Origin of the sequence: Microvirga lotononidis, assembly GCF_034627025.1 — a bacterium.
GTDB classification, from domain to species: Bacteria; Pseudomonadota; Alphaproteobacteria; order Rhizobiales; family Beijerinckiaceae; genus Microvirga; species Microvirga lotononidis.
This window is the reverse complement of record NZ_CP141048.1, coordinates 3,573,605-3,595,073: the sequence shown is the minus strand read 5'-3', so window position 1 is coordinate 3,595,073 and position 21,469 is coordinate 3,573,605. Positions and strand designations below refer to the sequence as shown.

The 21,469-nt window shown below is 60.7% G+C and carries 20 protein-coding genes; 8 read left to right on the top strand and 12 right to left on the bottom strand.

The genetic code is table 11. The features are described from left to right. Positions 1-2: 2 nt before the first annotated feature. The 10 genes from U0023_RS17010 to U0023_RS16965 all read right to left on the bottom strand — a co-directional run bounded on the left by U0023_RS17010 (position 3) and on the right by U0023_RS16965 (position 9,509). Positions 3-911 carry an ABC transporter ATP-binding protein gene (locus U0023_RS17010; RefSeq protein ID WP_009489424.1) on the bottom strand — a complete coding sequence of 303 codons (909 nt, stop codon included), beginning with the start codon at positions 909-911 and terminating at the stop codon, positions 3-5. After that, the gene (locus U0023_RS17005; protein WP_009489423.1) at positions 908-1,729 is read right to left on the bottom strand and encodes an ABC transporter ATP-binding protein; all 822 of its coding nucleotides are present in this window, start codon (positions 1,727-1,729) and stop codon (positions 908-910) included. The genes U0023_RS17010 and U0023_RS17005 overlap by 4 nt, the downstream gene beginning before the upstream one ends. Beyond that, on the bottom strand, positions 1,726-2,616 hold the full coding sequence (locus tag U0023_RS17000; protein ID WP_009489422.1) for an ABC transporter permease: 891 nt from the start codon (positions 2,614-2,616) through the stop codon (positions 1,726-1,728). The genes U0023_RS17005 and U0023_RS17000 overlap by 4 nt, the downstream gene beginning before the upstream one ends. A gap of 1 nt (position 2,617) precedes the next feature. Continuing rightward, entirely contained in the window at positions 2,618-3,595 is a 978-nt protein-coding gene (locus tag U0023_RS16995; protein WP_009489421.1) for an ABC transporter permease, read from the bottom strand. A 50-nt stretch (positions 3,596-3,645) separates the two neighbouring features. Beyond that, positions 3,646-5,298, bottom strand: a complete 1,653-nt coding sequence (locus U0023_RS16990) for an ABC transporter substrate-binding protein (protein ID WP_009489420.1) — start codon at positions 5,296-5,298, stop codon at positions 3,646-3,648. A gap of 48 nt (positions 5,299-5,346) precedes the next feature. Then, on the bottom strand, positions 5,347-6,369 hold the full coding sequence (locus tag U0023_RS16985) for a glycoside hydrolase family 3 N-terminal domain-containing protein (protein WP_009489419.1): 1,023 nt from the start codon (positions 6,367-6,369) through the stop codon (positions 5,347-5,349). Between the two features lie 45 nt (positions 6,370-6,414). Then, positions 6,415-6,906, bottom strand: a complete 492-nt coding sequence (locus tag U0023_RS16980) for a GNAT family N-acetyltransferase (RefSeq protein WP_009489418.1) — start codon at positions 6,904-6,906, stop codon at positions 6,415-6,417. A gap of 464 nt (positions 6,907-7,370) precedes the next feature. Then, a complete protein-coding gene (locus tag U0023_RS16975; RefSeq protein ID WP_040637966.1) occupies positions 7,371-7,607 on the bottom strand; it encodes a TonB-dependent receptor in 237 nt (78 codons plus the stop codon). Between the two features lie 10 nt (positions 7,608-7,617). Continuing rightward, on the bottom strand, positions 7,618-8,316 hold the full coding sequence (locus tag U0023_RS16970; RefSeq protein WP_009489416.1) for an IS6 family transposase: 699 nt from the start codon (positions 8,314-8,316) through the stop codon (positions 7,618-7,620). A 194-nt stretch (positions 8,317-8,510) separates the two neighbouring features. Continuing rightward, a complete protein-coding gene (locus U0023_RS16965; RefSeq protein ID WP_009489415.1) occupies positions 8,511-9,509 on the bottom strand; it encodes a LacI family DNA-binding transcriptional regulator in 999 nt (332 codons plus the stop codon). Between the two features lie 224 nt (positions 9,510-9,733). Here U0023_RS16965 and U0023_RS16960 point away from each other — a divergent pair, with 224 nt between their 5' ends. The 8 genes from U0023_RS16960 to U0023_RS16925 all read left to right on the top strand — a co-directional run bounded on the left by U0023_RS16960 (position 9,734) and on the right by U0023_RS16925 (position 18,152). Then, on the top strand, positions 9,734-10,495 hold the full coding sequence (locus U0023_RS16960) for a 6-phosphogluconolactonase (protein ID WP_245272868.1): 762 nt from the start codon (positions 9,734-9,736) through the stop codon (positions 10,493-10,495). After that, positions 10,482-11,261: a sugar isomerase domain-containing protein gene (locus U0023_RS16955; RefSeq protein ID WP_009489413.1), complete on the top strand. Its 780-nt coding sequence runs from the start codon at positions 10,482-10,484 to the stop codon at positions 11,259-11,261. The genes U0023_RS16960 and U0023_RS16955 overlap by 14 nt, the downstream gene beginning before the upstream one ends. After that, positions 11,258-12,409 (top strand): N-acetylglucosamine-6-phosphate deacetylase, encoded by a 1,152-nt coding sequence (locus tag U0023_RS16950; protein ID WP_009489412.1) that lies wholly within the window; start codon positions 11,258-11,260, stop codon positions 12,407-12,409. Before U0023_RS16955 ends, U0023_RS16950 begins: the two co-directional genes overlap by 4 nt. After that, entirely contained in the window at positions 12,406-13,659 is a 1,254-nt protein-coding gene (locus U0023_RS16945; protein WP_009489411.1) for a neutral/alkaline non-lysosomal ceramidase N-terminal domain-containing protein, read from the top strand. Before U0023_RS16950 ends, U0023_RS16945 begins: the two co-directional genes overlap by 4 nt. A 110-nt stretch (positions 13,660-13,769) precedes the next feature. Further along, positions 13,770-15,095, top strand: coding sequence for an extracellular solute-binding protein (locus U0023_RS16940; protein ID WP_009489410.1), 1,326 nt, complete (start codon positions 13,770-13,772; stop codon positions 15,093-15,095). Between the two features lie 86 nt (positions 15,096-15,181). Further along, a complete protein-coding gene (locus U0023_RS16935; protein ID WP_040637965.1) occupies positions 15,182-16,048 on the top strand; it encodes a carbohydrate ABC transporter permease in 867 nt (288 codons plus the stop codon). Positions 16,049-16,080: 32 nt separating this feature from the next. Then, the gene (locus tag U0023_RS16930; protein WP_040638000.1) at positions 16,081-16,917 is read left to right on the top strand and encodes a carbohydrate ABC transporter permease; all 837 of its coding nucleotides are present in this window, start codon (positions 16,081-16,083) and stop codon (positions 16,915-16,917) included. Further along, positions 16,914-18,152 carry an AGE family epimerase/isomerase gene (locus U0023_RS16925; RefSeq protein ID WP_009489407.1) on the top strand — a complete coding sequence of 413 codons (1,239 nt, stop codon included), beginning with the start codon at positions 16,914-16,916 and terminating at the stop codon, positions 18,150-18,152. Before U0023_RS16930 ends, U0023_RS16925 begins: the two co-directional genes overlap by 4 nt. A gap of 208 nt (positions 18,153-18,360) precedes the next feature. Here the strand turns inward: U0023_RS16925 and U0023_RS16920 are convergent, their stop codons facing one another. Next, entirely contained in the window at positions 18,361-19,803 is a 1,443-nt protein-coding gene (locus U0023_RS16920) for a M20 family metallopeptidase (RefSeq protein ID WP_009489406.1), read from the bottom strand. Positions 19,804-19,908: 105 nt separating this feature from the next. Beyond that, a complete protein-coding gene (locus U0023_RS16915; protein ID WP_009489405.1) occupies positions 19,909-21,456 on the bottom strand; it encodes an ABC transporter substrate-binding protein in 1,548 nt (515 codons plus the stop codon). Positions 21,457-21,469 lie beyond the last annotated feature (13 nt).

Below are 21,469 nucleotides of genomic sequence, written 5' to 3'. Positions count from 1 at the left end.
CCTCAGGCGGCGTGCCGGGTGAAATGGTTCGGGCCGACTTCGACCACGCGATCCTGCAGATGCCGCGCCTCTCGGCGGATCGCCTCCACGGCGCGCGGATCCAGCCGTGAACCCGGATTATCGAAACGGACCTCCGGATCGGGCACGGCCGACAGGAGAAGGCGCGTATAGGGATGCCGCGGATCAGCTAGCACCCGGTGGACATCACCCCATTCGACGATCTGGCCCGCATACATCACGAGGATGTCGTCGGCCACGTAGCGGGCCGTCGCCAGGTCGTGCGTGATGTAGAGCAGCGCGACGCCGAGGTCCCGCTTCATCTCGTTGAGCAGGTTCAGGACGCCCAGGCGCACTGAGACGTCCAGCATCGAGGTAGGCTCGTCGGCGACGATCACTCGGGCACCCATGGCCAGGGTCCGGGCGATATTGATGCGCTGGCGTTGCCCGCCGGAGAGCTCATGCGGGTGCTTGCGTGTGACGGCGCCGGGATCGAGCTCCACGCGGCGCAGAAGATCTGCGATCGTGTCATCCACCGCCCTGCCCTTGAGATGCAGCTGGCCGAGCGCGAGCGGACGGCGGAGGATGAAGTCCACCGTATGGGCCGGATTGAGCGACGAAAAGGGATCCTGAAAGATCATCTGGACGGCGCGCCGGTACTCTTTGAGACCGACCGCTCCCGTGCTGTCCAAGTCCCTGCCGCAAAACAGGATCCTTCCGCCATCCGGCTGATACTCGCGCATGACGAGACGCGCGCAGGTGGTCTTGCCGCTGCCGGATTCGCCCACCAGTGCGACGGTTCTGCCGGGGCGGAGCGCAAACGAGACGTCGTGCGCGGCCCGCACGGCCTTGCCGCGCTGGCCGAAGCTCTTGCTGACCCGCTCAAGCGCGATGATCGGCTCCTGGTCCATCATCCCGATGCCCTCTCCAGCTTGATCGGATCACCATGCAGCGACGGGAACGAGGCCCAGAGCTGCTTCGTATAATCGTGCTGCGGCCGGTGATAGATCTGTTCGGCAGTGCCCTGCTCGACAAGCTTCCCGCGCAGCATGATGCCGATCCGGTCGCAGAACTGCACCATCAGACCCAGATCGTGGGTAATGAACAGAACCGAGAACCCGCGGCTGCGGCGCAACTCGTCGATTCTCTGCAGGATCTCACGCTGGACGACCACGTCGAGGGCGGTCGTCGGCTCGTCCATCACCACGAGCTTCGGATCGAGCGCCATGCAGATGGCGATGACGATGCGCTGGCGCATGCCGCCCGAGAACTGATGCGGGTAGTCGCGCATGCGCTCGGGCGGAATGTCGACGAGCCGCAGCATCTCGGCCGCGCGCTCCCGCGACTGCGCCTTCGTATAGCGGCGATGCCGCTTCAGCAGGTCGTGAAACTGCGCCTCCACCCTCAGGACTGGATTGAGCGAGTTCATGGCGCTCTGGAACACCATGGCGACCTTGTGCCAGCGGAACTCCCTCAGGGCACGGTCATCGAGGTCGAGCACGTCCTGCCCCCCGAAGAAAATCCGGCCCTGCCGAATGAGCGCGGGCGGCTTGTGCAGGCGGTTGATCGCATAGGCGATCGTGCTCTTGCCGCAACCGGATTCGCCCGCGAGGCCGAAGACCTCTCCGGGAGAGATGTCGAAGCTGACGTCGTCGACAGCCCGGAAATCGCTCTGCGCGCCGATATAGTCGATGGTGAGGTTCTGCACCGAAAGCAGGGGACTGACGGTCATAGGCGGCCCTCCCCGCGCCGCATGAGCAGCGACCAGCGCGACAGAGTATTGCCCGTGCGCAGGCGCGGGTTGGCGATCTCGTCGACGGCGAAATTCAGGAGCGACAGGCCCGCCCCCAGGGAGATGAGGGCGAAGCACGGGCTCAGGATGTCCCACCAGGCGCCCACCTGAAGGGCGGAGGCGTTCTGCGCATTGAACAGCATCATGCCCCAGGAGACCGTCTTGGGATCACCGAGTCCGAGGAACTCGAGGGTCGCCTCTGTGATGACCGCGAAGATGACACTGCCCACGAAGTTGATCCCCACGATGGAGATCACGTTCGGAAAAATCTCGAACATCATGATGCGCCAAGAGGGCTCGCCCAACATCTCAGCCGATTTCACGAAGTCCTTCTGCTTGACCGACAGGGTCTCGGCGCGCGTGACGCGGGCGCCCCAGGCCCAGGACGTGGCCCCGAGGATGAGCGCGATCACCCAGGGGCTCGCCTGTCCGATGAAGGCCGCGAGCACCAGGAGAAGCGGCAGGTTCGGAACCACGAGCACCATATTTGTGAAGAAGCTGATTACTTCATCAATGCGCCCTCCCCGGTATCCCGCCACGATGCCGAGGATGGTTCCGACCGCCGTGATTAGCAGGCCGGACCCGAAGCCGACGGCGAGCGATGTGCGGGCCCCGTACAGGAGGCGGGCGAACACGTCCTGGCCGATGCGCGTCGTTCCGAGCCAATGGTCCCAGCTCGGCGGCTGATGGGGACGGCCGACGCGCCGGGCCGGATCGAATTCGGTCAGCCAGGGCGCCGCGATCGCCAGCGCCACGATAACAGCCACGATGACGAGGCCGGCCAGAGCCTTCCTGTTGTGCGCGAGGCTTCTCAGAACCGCCCCCATGTCAGGCCCTCCGCAGCCGCGGATCGAGCAGCACGTAGCTGACGTCCACGATGAAGTTGGCCGTGAGCATGGCAAGCGTCATGATCAGCAGCTGTCCCTGGATCACGGGATAGTCGCGCGCCAGGATCGCCTGATAGAGCGTGTTGCCGAGCCCCGGATAGTTGAACACGACCTCTGTCACAAGAGAGCCGCCGAGCACCGTCCCGATGGCGATGGCGAGGCTGCTCACAGTTGGCAGAAGCGCGTTGCGCGCCGCATACCAGAACATCACGCGCCGGTCGGAGAGACCCTTGGCCCGGGCCATGACGATGTAGTCCTCTCCCAAAAGATTGATCATGTTGTTGCGCATGGTCACAAGGAAGCCGCCGGTCAGCACGATCGACAAGGTCAGGACCGGCAGGATCCCGTGCCGGATGACGCTGGACACATAAGGCCACGAGAAGGCCGGATCGAGCGCCGGGTCGGCCGCGTAGCCGGTTGGGAACCAGTTGAGCTCGAAGCCGAAGAAGAACAGAGCCACCAGGGAAAGGACCATGGCCGGCATGGATGTCGCCATGATGGCGCCGACGGAGAAGATCACGTCGAAGGTGCTCCCGCGCCTCCAAGCCGCCATGATGCCGAGGACCGTGCCCAGGGTGAAGCTGATGAGCGTCGCGGTTCCCATGAGGCCGACGGTCCAGATGAGGGCGCGACCGAGGAGCTCCGTCACAGGCAGCGGAAAATATTTGATGGACCGGCCGAGATCGCCGGTGAACACGCTGTGCAGGTAGGTCAGGTATTGCTGCCAGAGCGGCCCCTCGACGAAGCCGAAGGTGAGCTTCAGGGCTTCGAGGTTCTCAGCCGAGAGATCGCTGCCCGCGCTCGAGAACATGATCTCGATCGGGTTGCCGGGCATGAGCCGGGGCAGGAAGAAATTGACGGTCGCCGCTGCGAGAAAGGCCGCGAGATAGAAGCCCAGGCGCCTGAACAGAAAAGCCATCGAAACCTCAAGACGGGGAAGCGGACTGGCCGCTTCCCCCTTGTGCCGGATTACTTCACCGGCTTGAGAGCCAGGAGATGGAGCAGTCGTGCCGGGTTCTGGCGCGAGATCGTCGGATTGACGAACGGGTTCTCGCCGCTGGCCCAACCGGTGAAGCGCTTGGTGTTGTACTGGTACCAGGTCGCGCTGTTGTAGACCGGAAAGATCGGGAGGTTCTCCGCGACGATGCGCTGGGCGCTGTTCATGATGGACTTCTGCTGTGCCTGATCGGGCGTCTGGGCGAACTTCGCCAGCAGGCCCTCGAGCTCGTCGTTAAACCAGCGCTGCGCCGTGAAGCGGGTCTTCCCGGCATCCGACTTGGTGAAGGCGCGCTGATAGAGATAGTAGGGTGAGGCCGCCACCGAAATGCTGTTGATGGCGGCGTCGAAGGAGCCGCTGATGAGGTTCTGCGACCAGACCGCCTCCTCGGGCGTTCCCATGCTGGCGTTGATGCCGGCCTCGCGCATCCCCTCAATGGCGATCTGCACCGTGTCGATCCAGTCGCTCCAGGAATTCGGCACGATGATGTTGAAGGCGATCGGCGTCCCGTCCGGGTTGTCGCGGAAGCCGTCCTTGTTCTTGTCGACATAGCCGGCCTTGTCGAGAAGCGCCTTGGCGCCATCGAGATCATAGGTCGTGTACTTGCCGAACTCGCCCTTCACCTTGGTATCGAGCCACATCTTGTAGACGTCGCCGAAGGCGGTCGGATCCTCGTTCAGCGTCGGGTAGCCGTAGCCCGCCACGTCGACCATGGCCTTGCGGTCGAGCGTCATGCTGACCGCGCGGCGGAAGTTGAGGTCCTTGAAGGCCTTGCGATTGTTTTCGTTGGACGTCTCCTGGTTGAACAGGAACTCCACCATGCTGCCGGCCACATACCAGTATTTATGATGCTGCGGGTCCTTGGCTACGAACGTCTTCTCAACGTCGGGCAGGAACGCCACGCCCCAGTCGAGCTGCCCGCCGGCGGAGGCCGCCAGGATCTGGTTGTTGTCGGCAAGCTGCGGGAAGCGCATACAGTCGACGGACAGGTGAGCGGCATCCCAATAATTCGGATTGCGGCATTGGTCGTAGGTCTGCGGCGTGAAGCGCGTCACCTCGGTCATCGGACCGCTACCGACCGGATTCTCGTTGGCGAAGGTAACCGGCTCCGCGATGCCCTTCCACACATGCTCCGGCACGATCGGAAGTGCGATGAGGCGGTCGACCGCAAGCGCGCTGGGCTGGCGGAGGGTGAAACGCACGGTCTGCTTGTCGACCTGCTCGACGTCGCTGATGAACTGCCAGATCGACACGAAATCGAGCGCCGGATACTGCTTGATGTAGTTGTAGGTGAAGACGACGTCGGACGCCGTCAGCGGCTGTCCGTCCGACCATTTCAGACTGTCGCGCAGCTTGAACTCGATGCTCTTCAGATCCTCGGCGAGCTTGTAGCTCTCCGCCAGGCGGTAGTTGGGCTTGTTGGCGTCGAGCCGGTTGAAGACGATCAGCGGCTCGTAGATGAAGTCGAGCGTGCTCTGCCGCGCCGACGTCTGGTTGAACGGGTTGAAGTTTCGCACCCAGGTCGTCGCGGGCTCGATATTGGCCGTGAGCACGGACTGGGCAGCGGCCGGCAGCGTCAGGGCGCCCAGCATGGTCATGGCCAGGAGCGCGGAAGATGGTTTCATTGCAGTTCCCTCTTTTTATTGAACGTTTGAACCCATGGGGCAACTCGATTAAGCAAGCCGGGCAAAGATGTCCTCGACCTCCGCATGAAGCTGCCGAACATCGACCTTGAGGGAGCCGAGACGCCGTTTTCCGGCCTCGATCCTCTCCAGGGTTTGACTCGATAGCGGTCGGGCGGCCCGGGCAGCCGCGAGGCTTTCCGCCGTCGTGCCATGGCTGTGCAGGGCGATATCGCATCCGGCATCGAGCGTCTGGCGCACGCGTTCGGGCAAGGGGCCGCGCAGGGATTCCATGAACAGGCAGTCGGAGATGAGGACGCCCCGGTAGCCGAGCTCGCCGCGGATCAGATCATTGCAGATGACGGACGACACCGACGCCGGCTGCTCCGCGTCATAGGCGGAATAGACCACGTGGGACACCATGGCCCATGGGGTGTCGATCAGCTTGAGGAATGGTTTGAAATCCGTCGCCGTCAGGACGTCTCGGCTCTCGCGCACCACCGGCCGCTCCTTGTGGCTGTCGGTCGTCGCCCGTCCGTGACCGGGAATGTGCTTCATGATGGGCAGGTTGCCGACCTCGAGGAGGCTGTCGACCACGACGCGGCCGAGAGCGGCCACCCGCTCGGGATCCGGACCGAAGGAGCGGGCACCGATCACGGTGCTGGTCGTATCGAAGACAAGATCGAGGACCGGCGTGCATCCGCTCGCCAGTTCGAGCTCGGTCATCATGGCCCCCATGGCGTGCGACGAGAGGCGCAGGGCGTGCTTGGCGAGGTCCATGTCGTGGTCGGCGAGGCGCGAGAAGTCGCGGAAGGAACGGAATGTTGGCCACGGGCCGGCGTCGAGATGCTGCACGCGGCCACCCTCCTGATCCGTGAAGACCGGCGCATCGTCCCGCCCGACTGCCTCACGGAATTGGGCTACCAGAGCCTTGACCTGATCGGGCGTCTTCAGGTTGCGGCGTCCCACGAAGAGTCCGTACGGATTCGTTTCGCGAAACAACGCGACCTCATTGGAATCGAGAACCGGATTTGGAATGCCGACAAAGAGGGCAAGTGGTGCGTTTTGTGACATCGGACTCTGTGGTGTGGAAGTGAAGGGTCTTTTGGGGGACGGCGTCTAGACGCGAGCGGCCGGCTTCGGCGTTCGCAGCATGTCGCTGTAGATCCCCTTGCCGGCGACCGGGATCTCGATTGCCCCGACGGTCTCGATATAGAAGCGAGTCGGGCCGGGATCGCCGATGATGGCATAGGCGTAGCCCATGTCCTTCATGGCCTGGAGCGTCCTGTGCAGCAAGGCGGTGCCGATTCCCTCTCCTCTTGAAGCCTCCGCAACTCCCGTGGGCCCGAAGAAGCCGCGCGCGATCGCGTCGTAGCATGCGAAGCCAACGAGTTCACCGTTGTTCAATGCGATGAGGCAGGAGGAGGGTTGCCGCCCGATGGCGACTGCGGCTTCGCTCGCCCAGTTATCGCTGAAGTGGCGCTGAATCCAGGACAGGACCACGTGCCGCTCAGGAGCGAGAACCGGCCGGATTGTGATGTCCGTTCGTTCAGTTCGCTGCTCCGAGGCTTTGAAGCCTGGACAATATAGGCTGACAAGCAGGTCACTCATGCACATTCCACAATAAAGATATAAATGTTCTTATAGTGGATGTCATTAGGATCAACTCGGCTTCTTCCGTCAAGCATGTTTTTGGAAGAACTTTAGGGGTTCGGTATATCGCCCACCATTGATAGAAATCACAGCATCTGCTTGCAGCCCACCAAGGACCTTAAGTTAGCTCAGGGTCAAAGCATAACGTAGAGATGATCAAATAGAGGTCCGCTCAGCGCGTGACCACGGAATTTCGGATGAGATCAGGCCTGTGCCGACCGGACGCTGTCGCGCTACCACATATATTGCTTTGCAAGGCTCTCGGCGAGCGTCAGTGGTGCAACTTCACCCCTCTTCCTTAAAGAACAGCATCACAGCACGGTGAAAGACATCGCCCATGAACTCACCATCGGCCGAGCGTGTTGCGGCCGACGACGTCGGTGGGCGCAGCAGGGAACCCAGCGACAAAGTCGATGCAGCCCCTAGAACCGCGCCTTCACACTCGCTGCAACGGTGCGGCCCTGTCCGGGGAGCTTGGCAAGGACTTGGTACGCACTGTCGAACAGGTTGAGGATCGTCAGCCCGAGAACGAGCCTCCGATCCGGCGTTTCCCACGTTACCGACGCATCAACGGTCCAGGATTCGTCGAGCTTCAGGTCGACGAAATCCCACGATTCTGTCGCAAACCTGGAACTGGGACGAGAAAGCTGCAGGTGCATCGTGCCGTACTCATGCGGCAAGCAGATGAAACTGCTCGGCCAGCGACAACTGCTGATGACAGGCATATTTCGCCTGCTGTTTCCACATCATATGGATCAACTCGATGCCACCTATGATCACGCGAGCATTATTGGCAGATTTGAAGCCGAGCATCGATTGTACGCGGCGTTTGACCGCGCGGTGATCCTGCTCGATGCGGCTATTGAGGTTTCGACTCTGCCGGATTCCGATCGGCTCGAGCCTGCGTCTTGAACGGTCCTGCAGACGGCTCTCGCCATCACACGGCAGGATGGCCTCCTTGTTGGTCTGACTGCCGTCGATGACGATCCTCTCGGGATGGCCATGCCGAGTGAGTGCCTTGCGCAGAAACCGCAAGGCAGCAGTTAGGTTGTGCCGTTCACTGAACCAAAACGCGACCGTGCCGCCGTTGCTATCGATGGCGCGGTAGAGATACTTCCATTGGCCTCGAACCTTGCTGTAGGTTTCATCCAAGTGCCATGTCCGGCTGACGCTTCGCTTGCGACGATTGAAGCGTTTGAGTAGTTTAGGCGAGCAGCGAATAACCGACCTGTGGACGGTCGCATGACCGACGGAGATACCGCGTTCGGTCATCAGCTCTCCCAAGTTCCGCAGGCTCAGATTGTAGGCCAGGTACCACCGGACGCAGAGCAGGATCACGGGTCGATCAAAATGCTTGCCTTGGAACATCCGTGTCTCTGCTCATGTGACCGGGGTCACCGCACCTGAAACTCTGAAACAAAATATTGCGACAGCGCCGTTTCGACGCGTCCCTGCGCCTGACTGGACGACGAGGCAAGTATGAGGCCTAGTGTTTACTATGCGAAATGTTACTTTGCTTCGTCGGCGCGTTCGCACATGTGCCGGCAACAGCACCGCTCCCTTCACTCCGTAGGGCCTATGGTTGTATTGCGGACGACCAAGTGAGTGTCCAACACATAGCGGATGTCGCGAACCGACTGACTTTGCAGCAACTCGACGAGCAGTGACAATGCTGCCTTCCCCGCCTCTACCGACCGGTTTGAGACCGTTGTCAGGGACGGATATGTCGCGGCGCCGAGCACATCGTCACATCCGATAACCCCGAACTGGCTAGGCACATTAATTCTTCGATCCGCCAATCCGGCTAGAATTCCCTGTGCTGTCAGATCGTCGAATGCAATTGCAGCTGTAGCTCCCGTAGCTATGACCGCCGCTACAGCCTCACGCCCAGCCTCGTAGCTCGGTACGACGGAGGCGACTATGTCGACTTTCAATCTCAGGCGCTCAGCCGATTTACGCACCGCGAGCCGCCGCTGCTTATTCGACCATGATGTTGCCGGTCCCGCGACATAGACAATATGTCGGTGTCCGAGTTCCGCTAAATGAGCCACCGCCTCGCGCACACCAGAGCCGCTATCGATCAGAACACGAGGAATACCATCAACGTCCCGATTGATCAGAACCAAGGGCCGCTGAGCAGCATGTGCTCGGATGCGTTCGTCTGACAGGCGCGACGAGGCGAGGACGAGCCCCTCAACCTGGCCTACGAAACGGCCCACGAGTTTGTCTTCCTGCTTTGGATCTTCATCCGAGTTTCCGAGAAACACACAGAAATCCGACCGGTCAGCCTCCATTTGGGCTGCCCGGATCAGAGGCGGAAAGAACGGATTGGCGATATCAGGAACAATTAGCGCAACATTCCCATGGCGCCCTGTACTCAGGGCACGCGCCGTCTGGTTGGGCACATAGCCAAGCTTCGCGGCCGCATCCAGGACGCGCCTGACCGTCTCAGGACTGAGCATCTCCGGCCGAGTGAAGGCGCGGGACACACTGGAGCGAGCAACACCCGCGGCTTCCGCCACATGTTTGATGGTCAGCTTCTCTTTCTGCCCACTCACCATTGCCCCTCTATTACTAAGCGCCACCAGGCAGTATCGGCCATTTCATTCAAGGATAATTCCCACCCTCCCCTTTAGAATTCAATCGCACTCTTCTGCCCGTTGACATGCAACCGGTTGCAGGCTTTAGTTCATGCCATTGACAAAGTCAGAGTACAAGAGCCACCTCATCGCTAGGCTGGCCGTATCAAGAGGCTATTGTGACGGATACCCAGCGCCCTGCCCAAATGAGCCGTCGCATCGTAGATCGGCTTCGCGTCGAGAGCTACCGCACGCGAGCTGAGATGGGAGCCGCCAGCGCCAGCGCGATTGCCACAGAACTCCGAAAGCGGCTAAGGCGCCAAACGCAAGTGCGAATGATCTTCGCTGCCGCACCTAGCCAGACGGAAACCCTTCATCGCCTTCGCGAGGAGCAAGGAATTGACTGGAGCCAGGTAACGGCCTTTCATATGGATGAATATATCGGACTTCCTGCTGATGGGCCGCAGCGTTTCGCGCATTGGCTTGACAAAACCCTCTTTGCTCACCTCCCCTTCAAGGCGGTACATCACATCATCCCCGAACCCGATCCCGCTGCGGCAGCGGAGGCTTACGCGACTCGCCTCGCCGAGGCGCCTATCGACATCGTATGCCTCGGCATCGGCGTAAACGGCCATATTGCTTTCAATGACCCTCCCGTAGCGGATTTCCATGACCGGCTCGACGTCAAGATTGTCGCTCTTGATGAGACCTGCCGCCAACAGCAGGTCGATGATCAATGTTTCGCGCGTTACGACGAAGTTCCCGAGCAGGCTTTGACCCTGACGATCCCGCGCCTTCTGCGAGCGGATCGCCTATTCTGCATCGTCCCGGGATCGGTCAAACGGGGTGCCGTGCGTCGGAGCCTCCATGGGCCAATAGCGACGAGCTGCCCGGCCAGCATCCTGCGTCAGCAGGCCCACTGCACTCTTTATCTCGATGCGGAGTCCGATCCCGATGCTGAACAGTGAGCTCATCGATGCCGATGGCCTTTGCGCCGCCTATCTCGCATCCACAACGGACTTGATGCAGCGCATCCTCACTGAGGAGCGCACCGCGACAAGTGAGGCCGCCGCTCGTCTCGCTGATCAGATTGCAACTGATCGCCTGATTCATATCTTCGGACCGGGTGGACATTCGAACCTCGCTGCGCAGGAAGTGTTCTTCCGCGCGGGCGGCCTGATGCATGTTAGCGCAATTCTTGACGAAGGAACGCTACTCTCCAATGGGGCTCTGCGCTCCATGGCAATCGAGCGTACGCCCGGCTACGGTAAGATCGTGATTGCGAACCAGCGGCTCGGCCAAGGTGATCTTCTCATTCTCGTCAACGCTTATGGGATCAACGCGGCTCTCATCGATGCCGCCCTGGAAGCCAAGGCGCGCGGTGTTTTTCTCATTGGCATCAGTTCGCGCGAGCATGCCAGCAACACCTCGCCTGAGCATCCAGCCCGGCATCCCACTTGTCAAAACCTGCACGATGTGGCGGACATCGCCATTGATACAAAGGTCCCTATTGGCGACGCGGTCGTGCGCGTACCAGGCATGAGCCAGGACATTGCTGCAATCTCAACCTTTGCCAATGCCTTCGCCCTCAACTGCTTGGTCATTCGCACGGTATCAAAGCTCATCGAGCGTGGCATCGAACCGCCTGTGTGGCGCAGCGGCAACGCCCCGGGCGGCGATGAGGCCAATGCGCGCTTCATTGCGCATTTCCACAATCGGGTCAGAGCTCTGTGAGCTCGCCCGGCAACATTGTCGGGCGGGATCCCGCAACCGGCGAGTCCATTGCCATTACGGTCGATGGTGGCGTCATCGCTGCGATCAAGAGTGTGGATGGTGCAAACCATGACTATCTTGCATCGGGCCTGATCGATCTGCAGGTGAACGGCTTCGCGGGCCTTGATCTGAATGACGGTCACCTGACGCCAGAGAGGGTCAAGACGCTGTCGGACCATATGCTCACGGTAGGCGTCACAACCTTTCTGCCGACCCTGATCACTGCGCCGGAGGCCGACATCATTCATGCGCTGACGGTCATTGCAGAGGCTCGCCGCCATTTTCCATCGGTGGCTAGGATGGTTCCTTTCGTTCATGTGGAGGGCCCCTCAATCTCGGCGCTCGATGGCCCACGCGGCGCTCATCCCGCCGCCCATGTGAGAGCGCCCTCCCTTGCCGAGTTCGAACGCTGGCAGGCGGCGAGCTCAAATCTGGTTGGGCTTGTTACGCTAGCCCCTGAGCTGCCCGGAGCGATCGATTATATCGCGGCTCTCGTGCAGCGCGGCGTCCATGTTGCTCTCGGCCACACGGCCGCCTCGCCTGAGGAGATCCATAAGGCCGCCGCGGCAGGAGCGAGCCTGTCCACACATCTGGGCAACGGCGCCGCGGCCACCCTGCCCCGTCACCCCAACTTTCTGTGGAGCCAGCTCGCCGATGACCGGTTGACTGCGACCCTCATCGCAGACGGGCATCATCTGCCAGCCGACACGTTCAAGGCCATGGTTCGTGCCAAGGGTCTTGAGAAAGCAATCCTGGTTTCGGACGCGGTTGCACTCGCTGGCATGCCGCCTGGCCTTTACGAGCAGCCTGTTGGTGGCACCGTCGAGGTCGCTGCGGACGGGCGTGTCGGTATTGCCGGCACCCCGTATCTTGCCGGCGCCGGCCTGCCGCTTTGCGCTAACGTTGCCATCGCCACCCAGATGGCGGGGCTGACGCTCAATGAAAGTCTGAGGCTCGCAACGGAAAACCCTGGCCGGATCATCGGCAACCGAGGCCGTCTCGCCGTCGGCGCTCCGGCCGATCTGATCCAATTCGCCTGGCAGGTGGGACAACGCCAGCTCGAGATCTCGGCCGTCTGGCTGCGAGGTGAGCAGGTGTTCTCGCGATGATCCGCGCTGGAACCGCCCTTGTGGACATCACGCCCCCAGCAGGCCTTGCTCTCGCGGGATTTGCGGCTCGCAGTCAGCCTGCGCTCGGCGCCCATGATCCGCTTACAGCACGTGCCATCGTGGTGGAGGACACCGCCCTCCTGGTTGCCGACGTAATCGGCCTTCATGGTGACATGTCACGGCGCATCCGAGAACAATGCGTATTGCCCGCCGACCGTGTGGTCGTCACGGCGCTGCATACGCATGGCGGCCCAGTTTCCATGACGGGGCGCCTGAACCGACAGACCGACACGGCCTATCTTGAGCGTCTGGAAGCTTCATGTGTACACGCGATCAACCAGGCGGCAGCGTCCACCCGGCCCGCGCGTCTGACTGCCGGATGGGGCAAGGACCCCGGAGTGGCTCGAAACCGCCGCCATACTGAGGGTATAGTCGATTCTTCTTTGCCGGTTCTGCGCATCCACGACGCTGCCGGCGGTCTCATTGCGGTGATCACGGCTTATGCGTGCCACCCGGTGGTGCTCGGTGCCGACAACCGGCTTTGGACGGCCGATTACCCACACTATGTGCGCAAGCGCCTTGAAGCCGCCAATCCCGGCGCCATGGCCTTGTTTCTCACTGGTTGCGCGGGGGATGCCAATACGGGTCACTCGGCACACGATTCCATCAGTCTCACATCCAGCACCTATCGCAGCTTCGAGTCTGCGCAGGCTTATGGTGAGCGGATTGCCGACGCGGCTTGTCAAGCCGTCGAGGCCCCCCTGGAAGAGCACGCCTCAGTGGCGAACCGCATCCTAAATCTAGGTTTGGAGCGCCGCGAGATGGAGGCCCCAGAGGCCTTGGCGCAGCGGTGGCATCGCGAGCGGGAGACTGCGGATCCGGCTCGCGCAGCGCTGCTTAGCCACTGGATTACCTGGGCAACCGAGATAGCAGGGCACCCTCTAGAACCAGTTGAGGCGCGCGTCTCGGTTTTGAACTGGGGAGGAGTACCAATCGTTGCCCTTCCGGGAGAGATCTTTGCAGAGACGGCGCTGCAGATCCGCCAGAGCATATCCCACAAACCGAGTTTCATCATTGGCTTTGCGGAAGACAACCCCGGCTACATCCCTCCAGCGTCGGAATATGCGTTCGGTGGGTATGAAGTTGACGAGGCACACCGCTACTATGGCCAGGCGGCAACCTTCGCCTCCGGATCGGCCGAGGCTCTGGCCGAAGCGGCAATTGCACTCCTGCCTCGGAGAACGGCCTGACTTGAGCGGGTGAGGCACCTACCCGCCCATCGGTGGCTGCTTGACCCGCAACCGGTTGCATGACAACCTGCCGATTGCCAGCTTCGACACCATAAAACCAGGGGAACGGGATGATCGACGCGCTGAATTCTGCCACCACAACTGCACTAGAGCGGCGTCTGGTCCGCGCGGCTTTGCTCGGCTCAGCCTTTGGAGCGTTCATGCTTGGCGGGCTTTGCGCCGCGTCAGCGCAGACGGTCACCGTCTGGAGCGGCTATCCAGAAATGGCGCCGTTCTATGAGCATGTGGCCCAAGGCCTCAAAGCCAAGAACCCGAACCTCAACGTCAAGGTCGAGGCCATCGCTCTCCGTGAGCATGAGAAGCGCATCGCGCTGGGTCTTACGTCTGGCGTCGCTGGCGCAACCGTGATCGAGCTCCAAGGCTCTACGGTGCGCCGCTATATCGAAAATGACCTCCTGCCCAAGGCTCCCGACGCCGTGGCCAACTTCGTCAAGGAAAAGGCCAACTTCGACGAGTTTTTCACATCGAACGCGAGCTTTGAAGGTGCGGTCTATGGTGTTCCCCTGTTCCGCGGACAGGCGGCTCTGTATTACAATACCGATATGTTCAAAGAGGCAGGACTGAGCACGCCGCCCAAAACGATGGAGGAGTACACCCAGTACGCCGAGAAATTGACGAAGCGGGGGGCCGACGGCAATCCAACGGTTTCCGGCTGGAGTCTGCGCCTGACCGGCGGTGGGCAAGGCATTGCCGAGAAGTTCTGGATCAATCTATTCCAATATGGTGGCTCGGTCCTTGAGCCAACAGCCGACGGGAAGTGGCGCGCCAATTACGCCAATGAGGCCGGCCGTGCGACGCTTAAGCAGTACCTGCAGAACGTGCACGTCCTCAAGACCGTCACGCCAGAGATGCCGGCCGATGCAGAGGCCTTTGAACGTGGGCAGACCGCCATGTTCATCCGCGAATCCTGGGTAATCGGCGACATTGCCTCCAAGGCTCCTAACCTCACCTACGCTACCGCCCCTTTGCCCCGCGGCTCTATTGCTCTGCCGACCAATCTTTATGTGAAGGCCGAGGGCGCGGACGCCAAGGCGGCCTGGGACTTTGTTATGGCCACCAACGAGCCCGAGAACCTGACATGGCTTCTCAAGAACGTCGGGTGGCTGCCGAACCGCTCCGGAGTTGACTATTCCAGCGTGACCAGCACGTCTCCGGCGTTCGGCGCTTTTGTGAACTACCCGAAGGACTACAAGTTCTTTACCTTGCCCTCAATCGGACCGATCGAAGAGGTGCTGACGCGTTTGGCCGCCCAGCTTACCAACGCCTTCCGCAATGCGTCGCTTGCCAAAGATGATACGGCTATCGATGCCTTCCTCAAATCGGCTGCGGATGAGACCAACCAGATCCTTCGCCGCGAAGGTCTTCTTGGGAAGTAGCCCCGGCTCCGTTGGGCCTTGCGTCCGGTGCACGAGCGTGCACCGGACGGAGTTTAGTGAGGTATCCGGTGCAGCGTAAAAGATGGATGTTCGCGCTCCTCGCGCTTCTGCCGACATTGGCGATCTTCGCTTTTGTTCGGATCTATCCCATTGGCGATACCCTGCGCCTGAGCCTGCACAAGTGGGACATCTTATCGAAGAACAAGCCCTTCATCGGATTTGCGAATTTCGAGGAACTCGCCAGTGATCCGTTGTTCAGGGAAGCGCTCCTCAATACGACCATCATTGCATTTGGCGTCCTGCTCATCACCATCCCGCTGGCATTGGTGCTGGCTGCTCTCATTTATCACCGCACCCGCTCGCGTCTTGCCGGCTTTTATGAGGCCGCGATCTTCATTCCGCATGTCGTATCGCTCGTTCCCGCTGCCATGGCATGGAAGTGGATCTTCGACGCCCGTCTCGGTCCGCTGAATGCGCTACTAACCAGCGTTGGATTCGCACCAAGATCGTGGCTTTTCGATCCGGTCCTCTCAGTGTTATGCGTCATTGTTCTCTGCTCATGGCAGGCTCTTGGTTATGCGGTCATTATCTACCTTGTAGGTTTCAAGAGCTTACCGACCTCGCTATACGAGGCGGCCGAGCTTGACGGCGCGTCAGCCCCTCAGCGCTTCTGGCATCTTTCTGTACCTCTGCTCAAGCCGATCACGCTATACGTTTCCGTTGTCACGCTGGTATCAGGCTTCAACGTCTACGCCCAGGCCTTCGTGCTGGCCTCTGATGCCCAAGGCGCGCCGGGACGACAGGTGCGCGTTCTGGTACTCGACATGCTTGAGAACAGCTTTCGAAACTACCGCGTTGGCTACGCTGCCTCGGAGGCAGTGGTGCTATTGGGGATCGTTTTGATCCTGACTCTAGTTCAATTCAGGATGCTGCGGGAGAAGGGCCGCTCATGAGACCTCTCCTCGAGAATACGACGAGCCGCGGTATGTCCCGCCGTACAAAGGAGCGCTTGATCAACATCGCGATCGATGCGGTCCTGACGGCCGTCTGCCTGTTGATGATCCTGCCCTTGGTCTTCCTCGTCTCTAATGCATTTAAGACGCCACAAGAGATGCTGGCTTGGCCACCGACGATCATTCCGGATGATCCAACCGTCCGGAATTTCAGGGCGGTCCTGTCCGACACGCCGCTGCTGCGTTGGATCGGGAACAGTATCCTGTTCTCGCTTCTCTCTACTGTCTGCATTCTTGCGACGTCGGCGATTACTGGCTACATCCTGGGAAAGTTTCGCTATCGCGTGCTCAACGTGTTCTTTGCGATCATCCTCGCCACGGCCATTGTTCCGTTCGAGGTCTACATGATCCCGCTTTACTTCCAGGCGAAGGCGCTCGGCATCCTGAACTCTACCTGGGGGTTGCTGCTGGGCTACCTCGTGATGAGCTTCGGCATCTTTCTCATCCGACAGAACGTGATTCACTCCATCCCAGACGAACTGCTGGAGGCCGCCAGGATCGATGGAGCAGGAGAGTTCTGGATCTTCTGGCGCATCGTTCTCCCTCTCCTGCGCGGCGCCCTCGGGGCCCTTGGAGTACTGGCCTTCTTCCAGGCCTGGACCGCCTTCGCTTGGCCTTTGATCGTAGCAACGACCCGGGACAGCTACACGATCGAGGTGGGGCTTGCTCTGTTTCAGACCGGCTTCACGGTTGATCTTGGACGGCTGAGCGCAGCCTCCGCGGTGGTCCTTATACCGAGTATTACATTGTTCGTCCTGCTGCGCCGGAACTTCGTACAGGGTGTGGCGAGCACAGGACTGAAGGAATGAACAGATCCGACTTCTTGATGATAGATGCGCGTGCCCGCTACGTGCAGGCCAATGCGGCGACCTTACGTTGGATGCTCGCCCGCCCACGTCTCGCCGGCGCGTTTCTCAATACCAAGGTCAACAGTCTGAGCCTCGCGGATTATGGAGATGCCGATGGGATCCGTGGCCCCGCCTACATCTATGGTTGGATCCAAGGCCGCGGGCTTGAGGCAGTTGCAACCCATGCGGAGTTTTTCGAGGCAGAGGAACCTTCTCTGTCCGCCGAACTCGATGAGGCAGGTATTCCTCTCTATCATGCACTCCGGGATCTGCAGCGCCGGGATGGACACGGCTATTTCTGCTACGACGGCAACCTGAACCCCGTCTATGTGAGTTCCGACGGCATGCTGCACCAGCAGGCTGCAGCGGACGGGGTGTTCACCTACTCCGATGCTTTCTTAGCCAAAGGTCTTCTCGCTGGGGCAGCGCGCTATGCTCCGGCGGACGTTCCAGAGCATCTCACTTATCTAGCCATGGTTGTCGATGCGATCGAGAAGCAGCGATTCCAGATGGACGAGCGCCGTCACCTCTCGCTCCACACCGCTTTGGATGAGCCTGAGGATTTCGGGCCGCGGATGATCCTTCTTGGCGCAGCGGGCCTTCTCCGCCGCATTGGGCGGAGCGAGCATTCCGCCTTCGCAGATCGCTTCATCACCCATGTTCTCGAACGTCATCTTGATTCGGAGAACGGCCTTTTGCGCAATGTCCCGGGAACGGATACATGCAATGTCGGGCATGCCATCGAGTTCGTGGGCTTCGCGCTGGACCATCTGCAAGGCAGCGCCGAACCAGCTTTGGTGCAGCAGCTTCAGTCAGTGCTGAGCTCCTCCTTTACGCGCGGCTTCGCTGGACCCGGCCTTTGCCTATCGGTTTCAGCTGCGACCGGCAACTGCTTAAGCCCCTACTACCCATGGTGGTCTTTGCCCGAAACCATTCGATCTGCGGCCTTGTGCTTTGCCATAACTGGTGACGGCGACGTTCTGAACATCTGGAAGCAAGCGGACCGTGCATTCTTCAAGCACTACTGGCGGGGTTCCGTCGCCTACCAGACCCTGACTATGGACGGACCGGTTGATTTCGTTCCGGCAACGCCAGACCTCGATCCAGGCTATCACACGGGACTGAGTCTTCTGTCAGCCATTCAAGTGGCTGACCGGATTTCGCGCCGGCCCATTTCCCCTCGAATCTCGATGTAACAGCTTGGCCCTTTTGGTGTCTCAGATGTTGTCAGATTCGGTTGGTTTAGATCGTCAACCGCATCAAGAATGAACTCTCCATGTGGCGCCTCCTTTAAGAGGATCGTCTGATGTGAGTGACCCTCCCTCTTCGACCGGGTTGCATCGCGGAAGTAATTCTCTTGACGGATAATCGTACGCGTAATCTCGATCGTATGGTCGACTATCCTCAGAACCGCTTGGGACGGACATGGGGCGGGATTGGGCAGACATAGGGTTTGCCTCGGGTCTTCTCGCGCCACTCGGCGGTGGCTTGCTGCCGTAAATCCTCGGAGGTGAACAGGCTCAAGCCCGTGGCAGCCAAGGTCTTGGCTGCGTGGATCATTGCTTTGTGGGCTGCAGGGCTACGGCCCTGGGCGACCACCTGCCATGTGTGCGGGTTGGTTCCGATTGCCCAGGCGGGGGCCCAACATTGCGCCGTCGGGGTCACCCAGCTCACATCGCCCACATCGGTGGAGCCGGCCCGGAAGTGCGATTGTCCCTCGAAGGCACGTAAGCCCAGATGCAAGGGCGTCGAGCCGTCAACCATGCGATTGGAGAAGGCATCCGTCTTCACCTGGTACAGGCGGATGCTGCTCTGGATCGCCTCCTCGGTAAAAGTGTTCTGGATTGCCTGGGCGAAGGCGAGATCCTCCTCATCGAAGGGGACCGGCCCCAGTGCCACCATTGTGTCATGCATGGCGGATTCGAGAGTCAGGTTGGGCAGCAGGTTCGTGGAAGCGGTGTCGAAGACGACCTCGACCTCGGTCTCTGTCATCGTCGCGGCGCCACGGGCCACCTTCTCGACCCGCTCCGCCAAAGCCATGGCCTGTGGCATCTCCGGCGCGCGGATGAGATACAGCACCTCGGCTCGTGCCTGAACGACGTTGGCGGCACGCCCTCCGGTATCAGTGATCGCATAATGTACACGGCAATCCTGCGGCATGTGCTCCCGCAGGAAGTTGACGCCCACATTCATCAGTTCCACGGCGTCGAGCGCCGAGCGGCCAAGATGGGCACTGTTGGACGCATGGGCTGCGACGCCCTTGAATCGATAGTAATACTCGAGCACCGCCAGATTGTTGGTGGACCGGACGCCATTGAACGGTGCCGGATGCCAGGTCAGCGCGGCATCGACATCATCGAAGGCGCCGGCCCGCACCATGAAGGTCTTGCCGGAGCCGCCCTCCTCGCCGGGGCAGCCGTAGTAGCGCACGGTCCCAGGAAGACCCTTTTCCGCGAGGTATCGGGCGAGGGCGACGGCCGCCAGGAGGGATCCGACTCCGAGCAGATTGTGGCCGCATCCATGCCCGGTGCCGCCCGGGACCGCCGGCTGGGGCTCTGCAATTCCCGCGACCTGGCTCATCCCTGCGAGAGCGTCGAACTCGCCCAGGAAGGCAATGACCGGCTTGCCGCTGCCGGACTCGCCGATGAAGGCGGTCTCCATCTCCGCGACATTGCGTCGAACCCGGAAGCCATTCTTTTCCAGCATGCCGATAAGACATTGCGATGAACGATGCTCGTCGAACTTCAGCTCGGCGAAGTCCCAGATCTCGTCGCTCATGGCCGTAAAGGCAGGTTTCAGGTCTTCGATCAAGGAGGCAAGCGAGTGGACGTGTTCTCTGCCGGGCATGTCGTATCCTTGCGGAGCCGTACGGCTCCGCCGGTGTGGTAGGATGGAAGTTTCAGTGTGGGACCCCGCACCGGAACAAGTCTCGGCGCGGGGCATGGATCGGGCTTAATTGTCGAGGGAGACTTCCCAGAGACGGGCGTTGGACTGCCAGACCGGCTGACCTTTCAGCTTCTTGGTGGCGCCCCAGATATCGACCAGATCGTAGAGGAAGATCCCGGGCATTTCCTGCAGCATCAACTCGTGAAACTGATCGAAGATCGTCTGGCGCTTCTTCGGATCGATCTCCGCGTAGGCTGCATTCATCAGCTCAATCGCCTTGGGATTATCCCACATAAGCGACGCGTTCTTATCCTTGTTGCCGACATAGAAGCTGTACATCAGGGCCGGATCGAGGCGCGGCGCGACGGATTGCGAGATGACCTGATAGTTGCCCGAGCGGCGGCGATCGACCTGCGTCGCGTAATCGAGCACCTCGATCTGCACGTTGAGGCCCACCTGCTGCATCATCGCCTGCGCCATGACCGCTGCAGGGAAGCTCGGTACATTGCTGCGCTTGTTGGCGATAATAGTGATGGGCTCGCCCTTGTAGCCGGCTGCGGCAAGCTCCTTCTTGGCGGCGTCGAGATCGTAGGGCAGCCGCTTCTTTTGGACCGCGTTATAATAAACGGAGTCCGACGCCACCATCGAGCCATTCGCCTCACCAGTGCCATTTGAGGCCGCCGCAACGAGCTGATCGACATCGAGAGCCATCGCCATGGCCCGGCGTACGCCAGGCTTGCTCAAAACCGGATCGCGCGTCTGGATATAGAATAGGTTCTTGCCGTTGTTACGCGAGATGATCACTTGGACCTTGTCGCTCGTCTTGAAGTCGGGGATCAGATCGGGCGATGTCTCGGCAGTATCTAGGACGCCGGACATGAGCCCCGCCTTGATGGTGGAGGCGTCCGGGATAACCATGAACTTGATCCCGTCCACCAACGGCCGTTTGGATCCCACCATACCGTCGGGTTTGCCGTCATTGGCGGGTGAAGCGTAACCGTCGAACTTGGCCAGACGGATATATTCGGCCTTCTTCCACTCGCTCCACTTGAACGGTCCCGTGCCGATTGGCTCCTTGAAGCTGCCGTCGGCTCCCACTGATTCCGGCGAGATGATACCCGTGTAGCCGCATTCCGGACGGGACATCAGGCCGAGAAAGATGCCGGACGGCTTGTCGAGGCTCATGGTCACCGTGAGGGGATCGACCGCTTTGACCTCCGTCACCTTGACGTTCTGGCTGCCGTTGAAATCGCCCGTGCAAGTCCATTTGGTCTTCGGATCCATATAGCGGTTCCAGTTCCAGACCACGTCGTCGGCCGTCAGAGTTTTGCCGTTGTGAAACTTTACGTTCTCGCGCAGCCGAAACGTGTAGGTCAGACCGTCGGGTGACATCTCGACACTATTGGCAAGCAGCGGTTTCACCTCGCCGTTATTGGCATAGCCGACGAGACCCTCCACGATGTGCAGGATGACGCTGTCGGTGTTGCCGTCGCGGTTGACGCCCGGAGTATTGCTGCGCAGATCCGAACTCAGGGCAACGACCACATCGCGGGCCGCCGCCGCGCCGGTGAGCATCATCAGGATGGCGCCTGAAAGTAGAAATCTCTTCCTCATCATATCCTCTTCC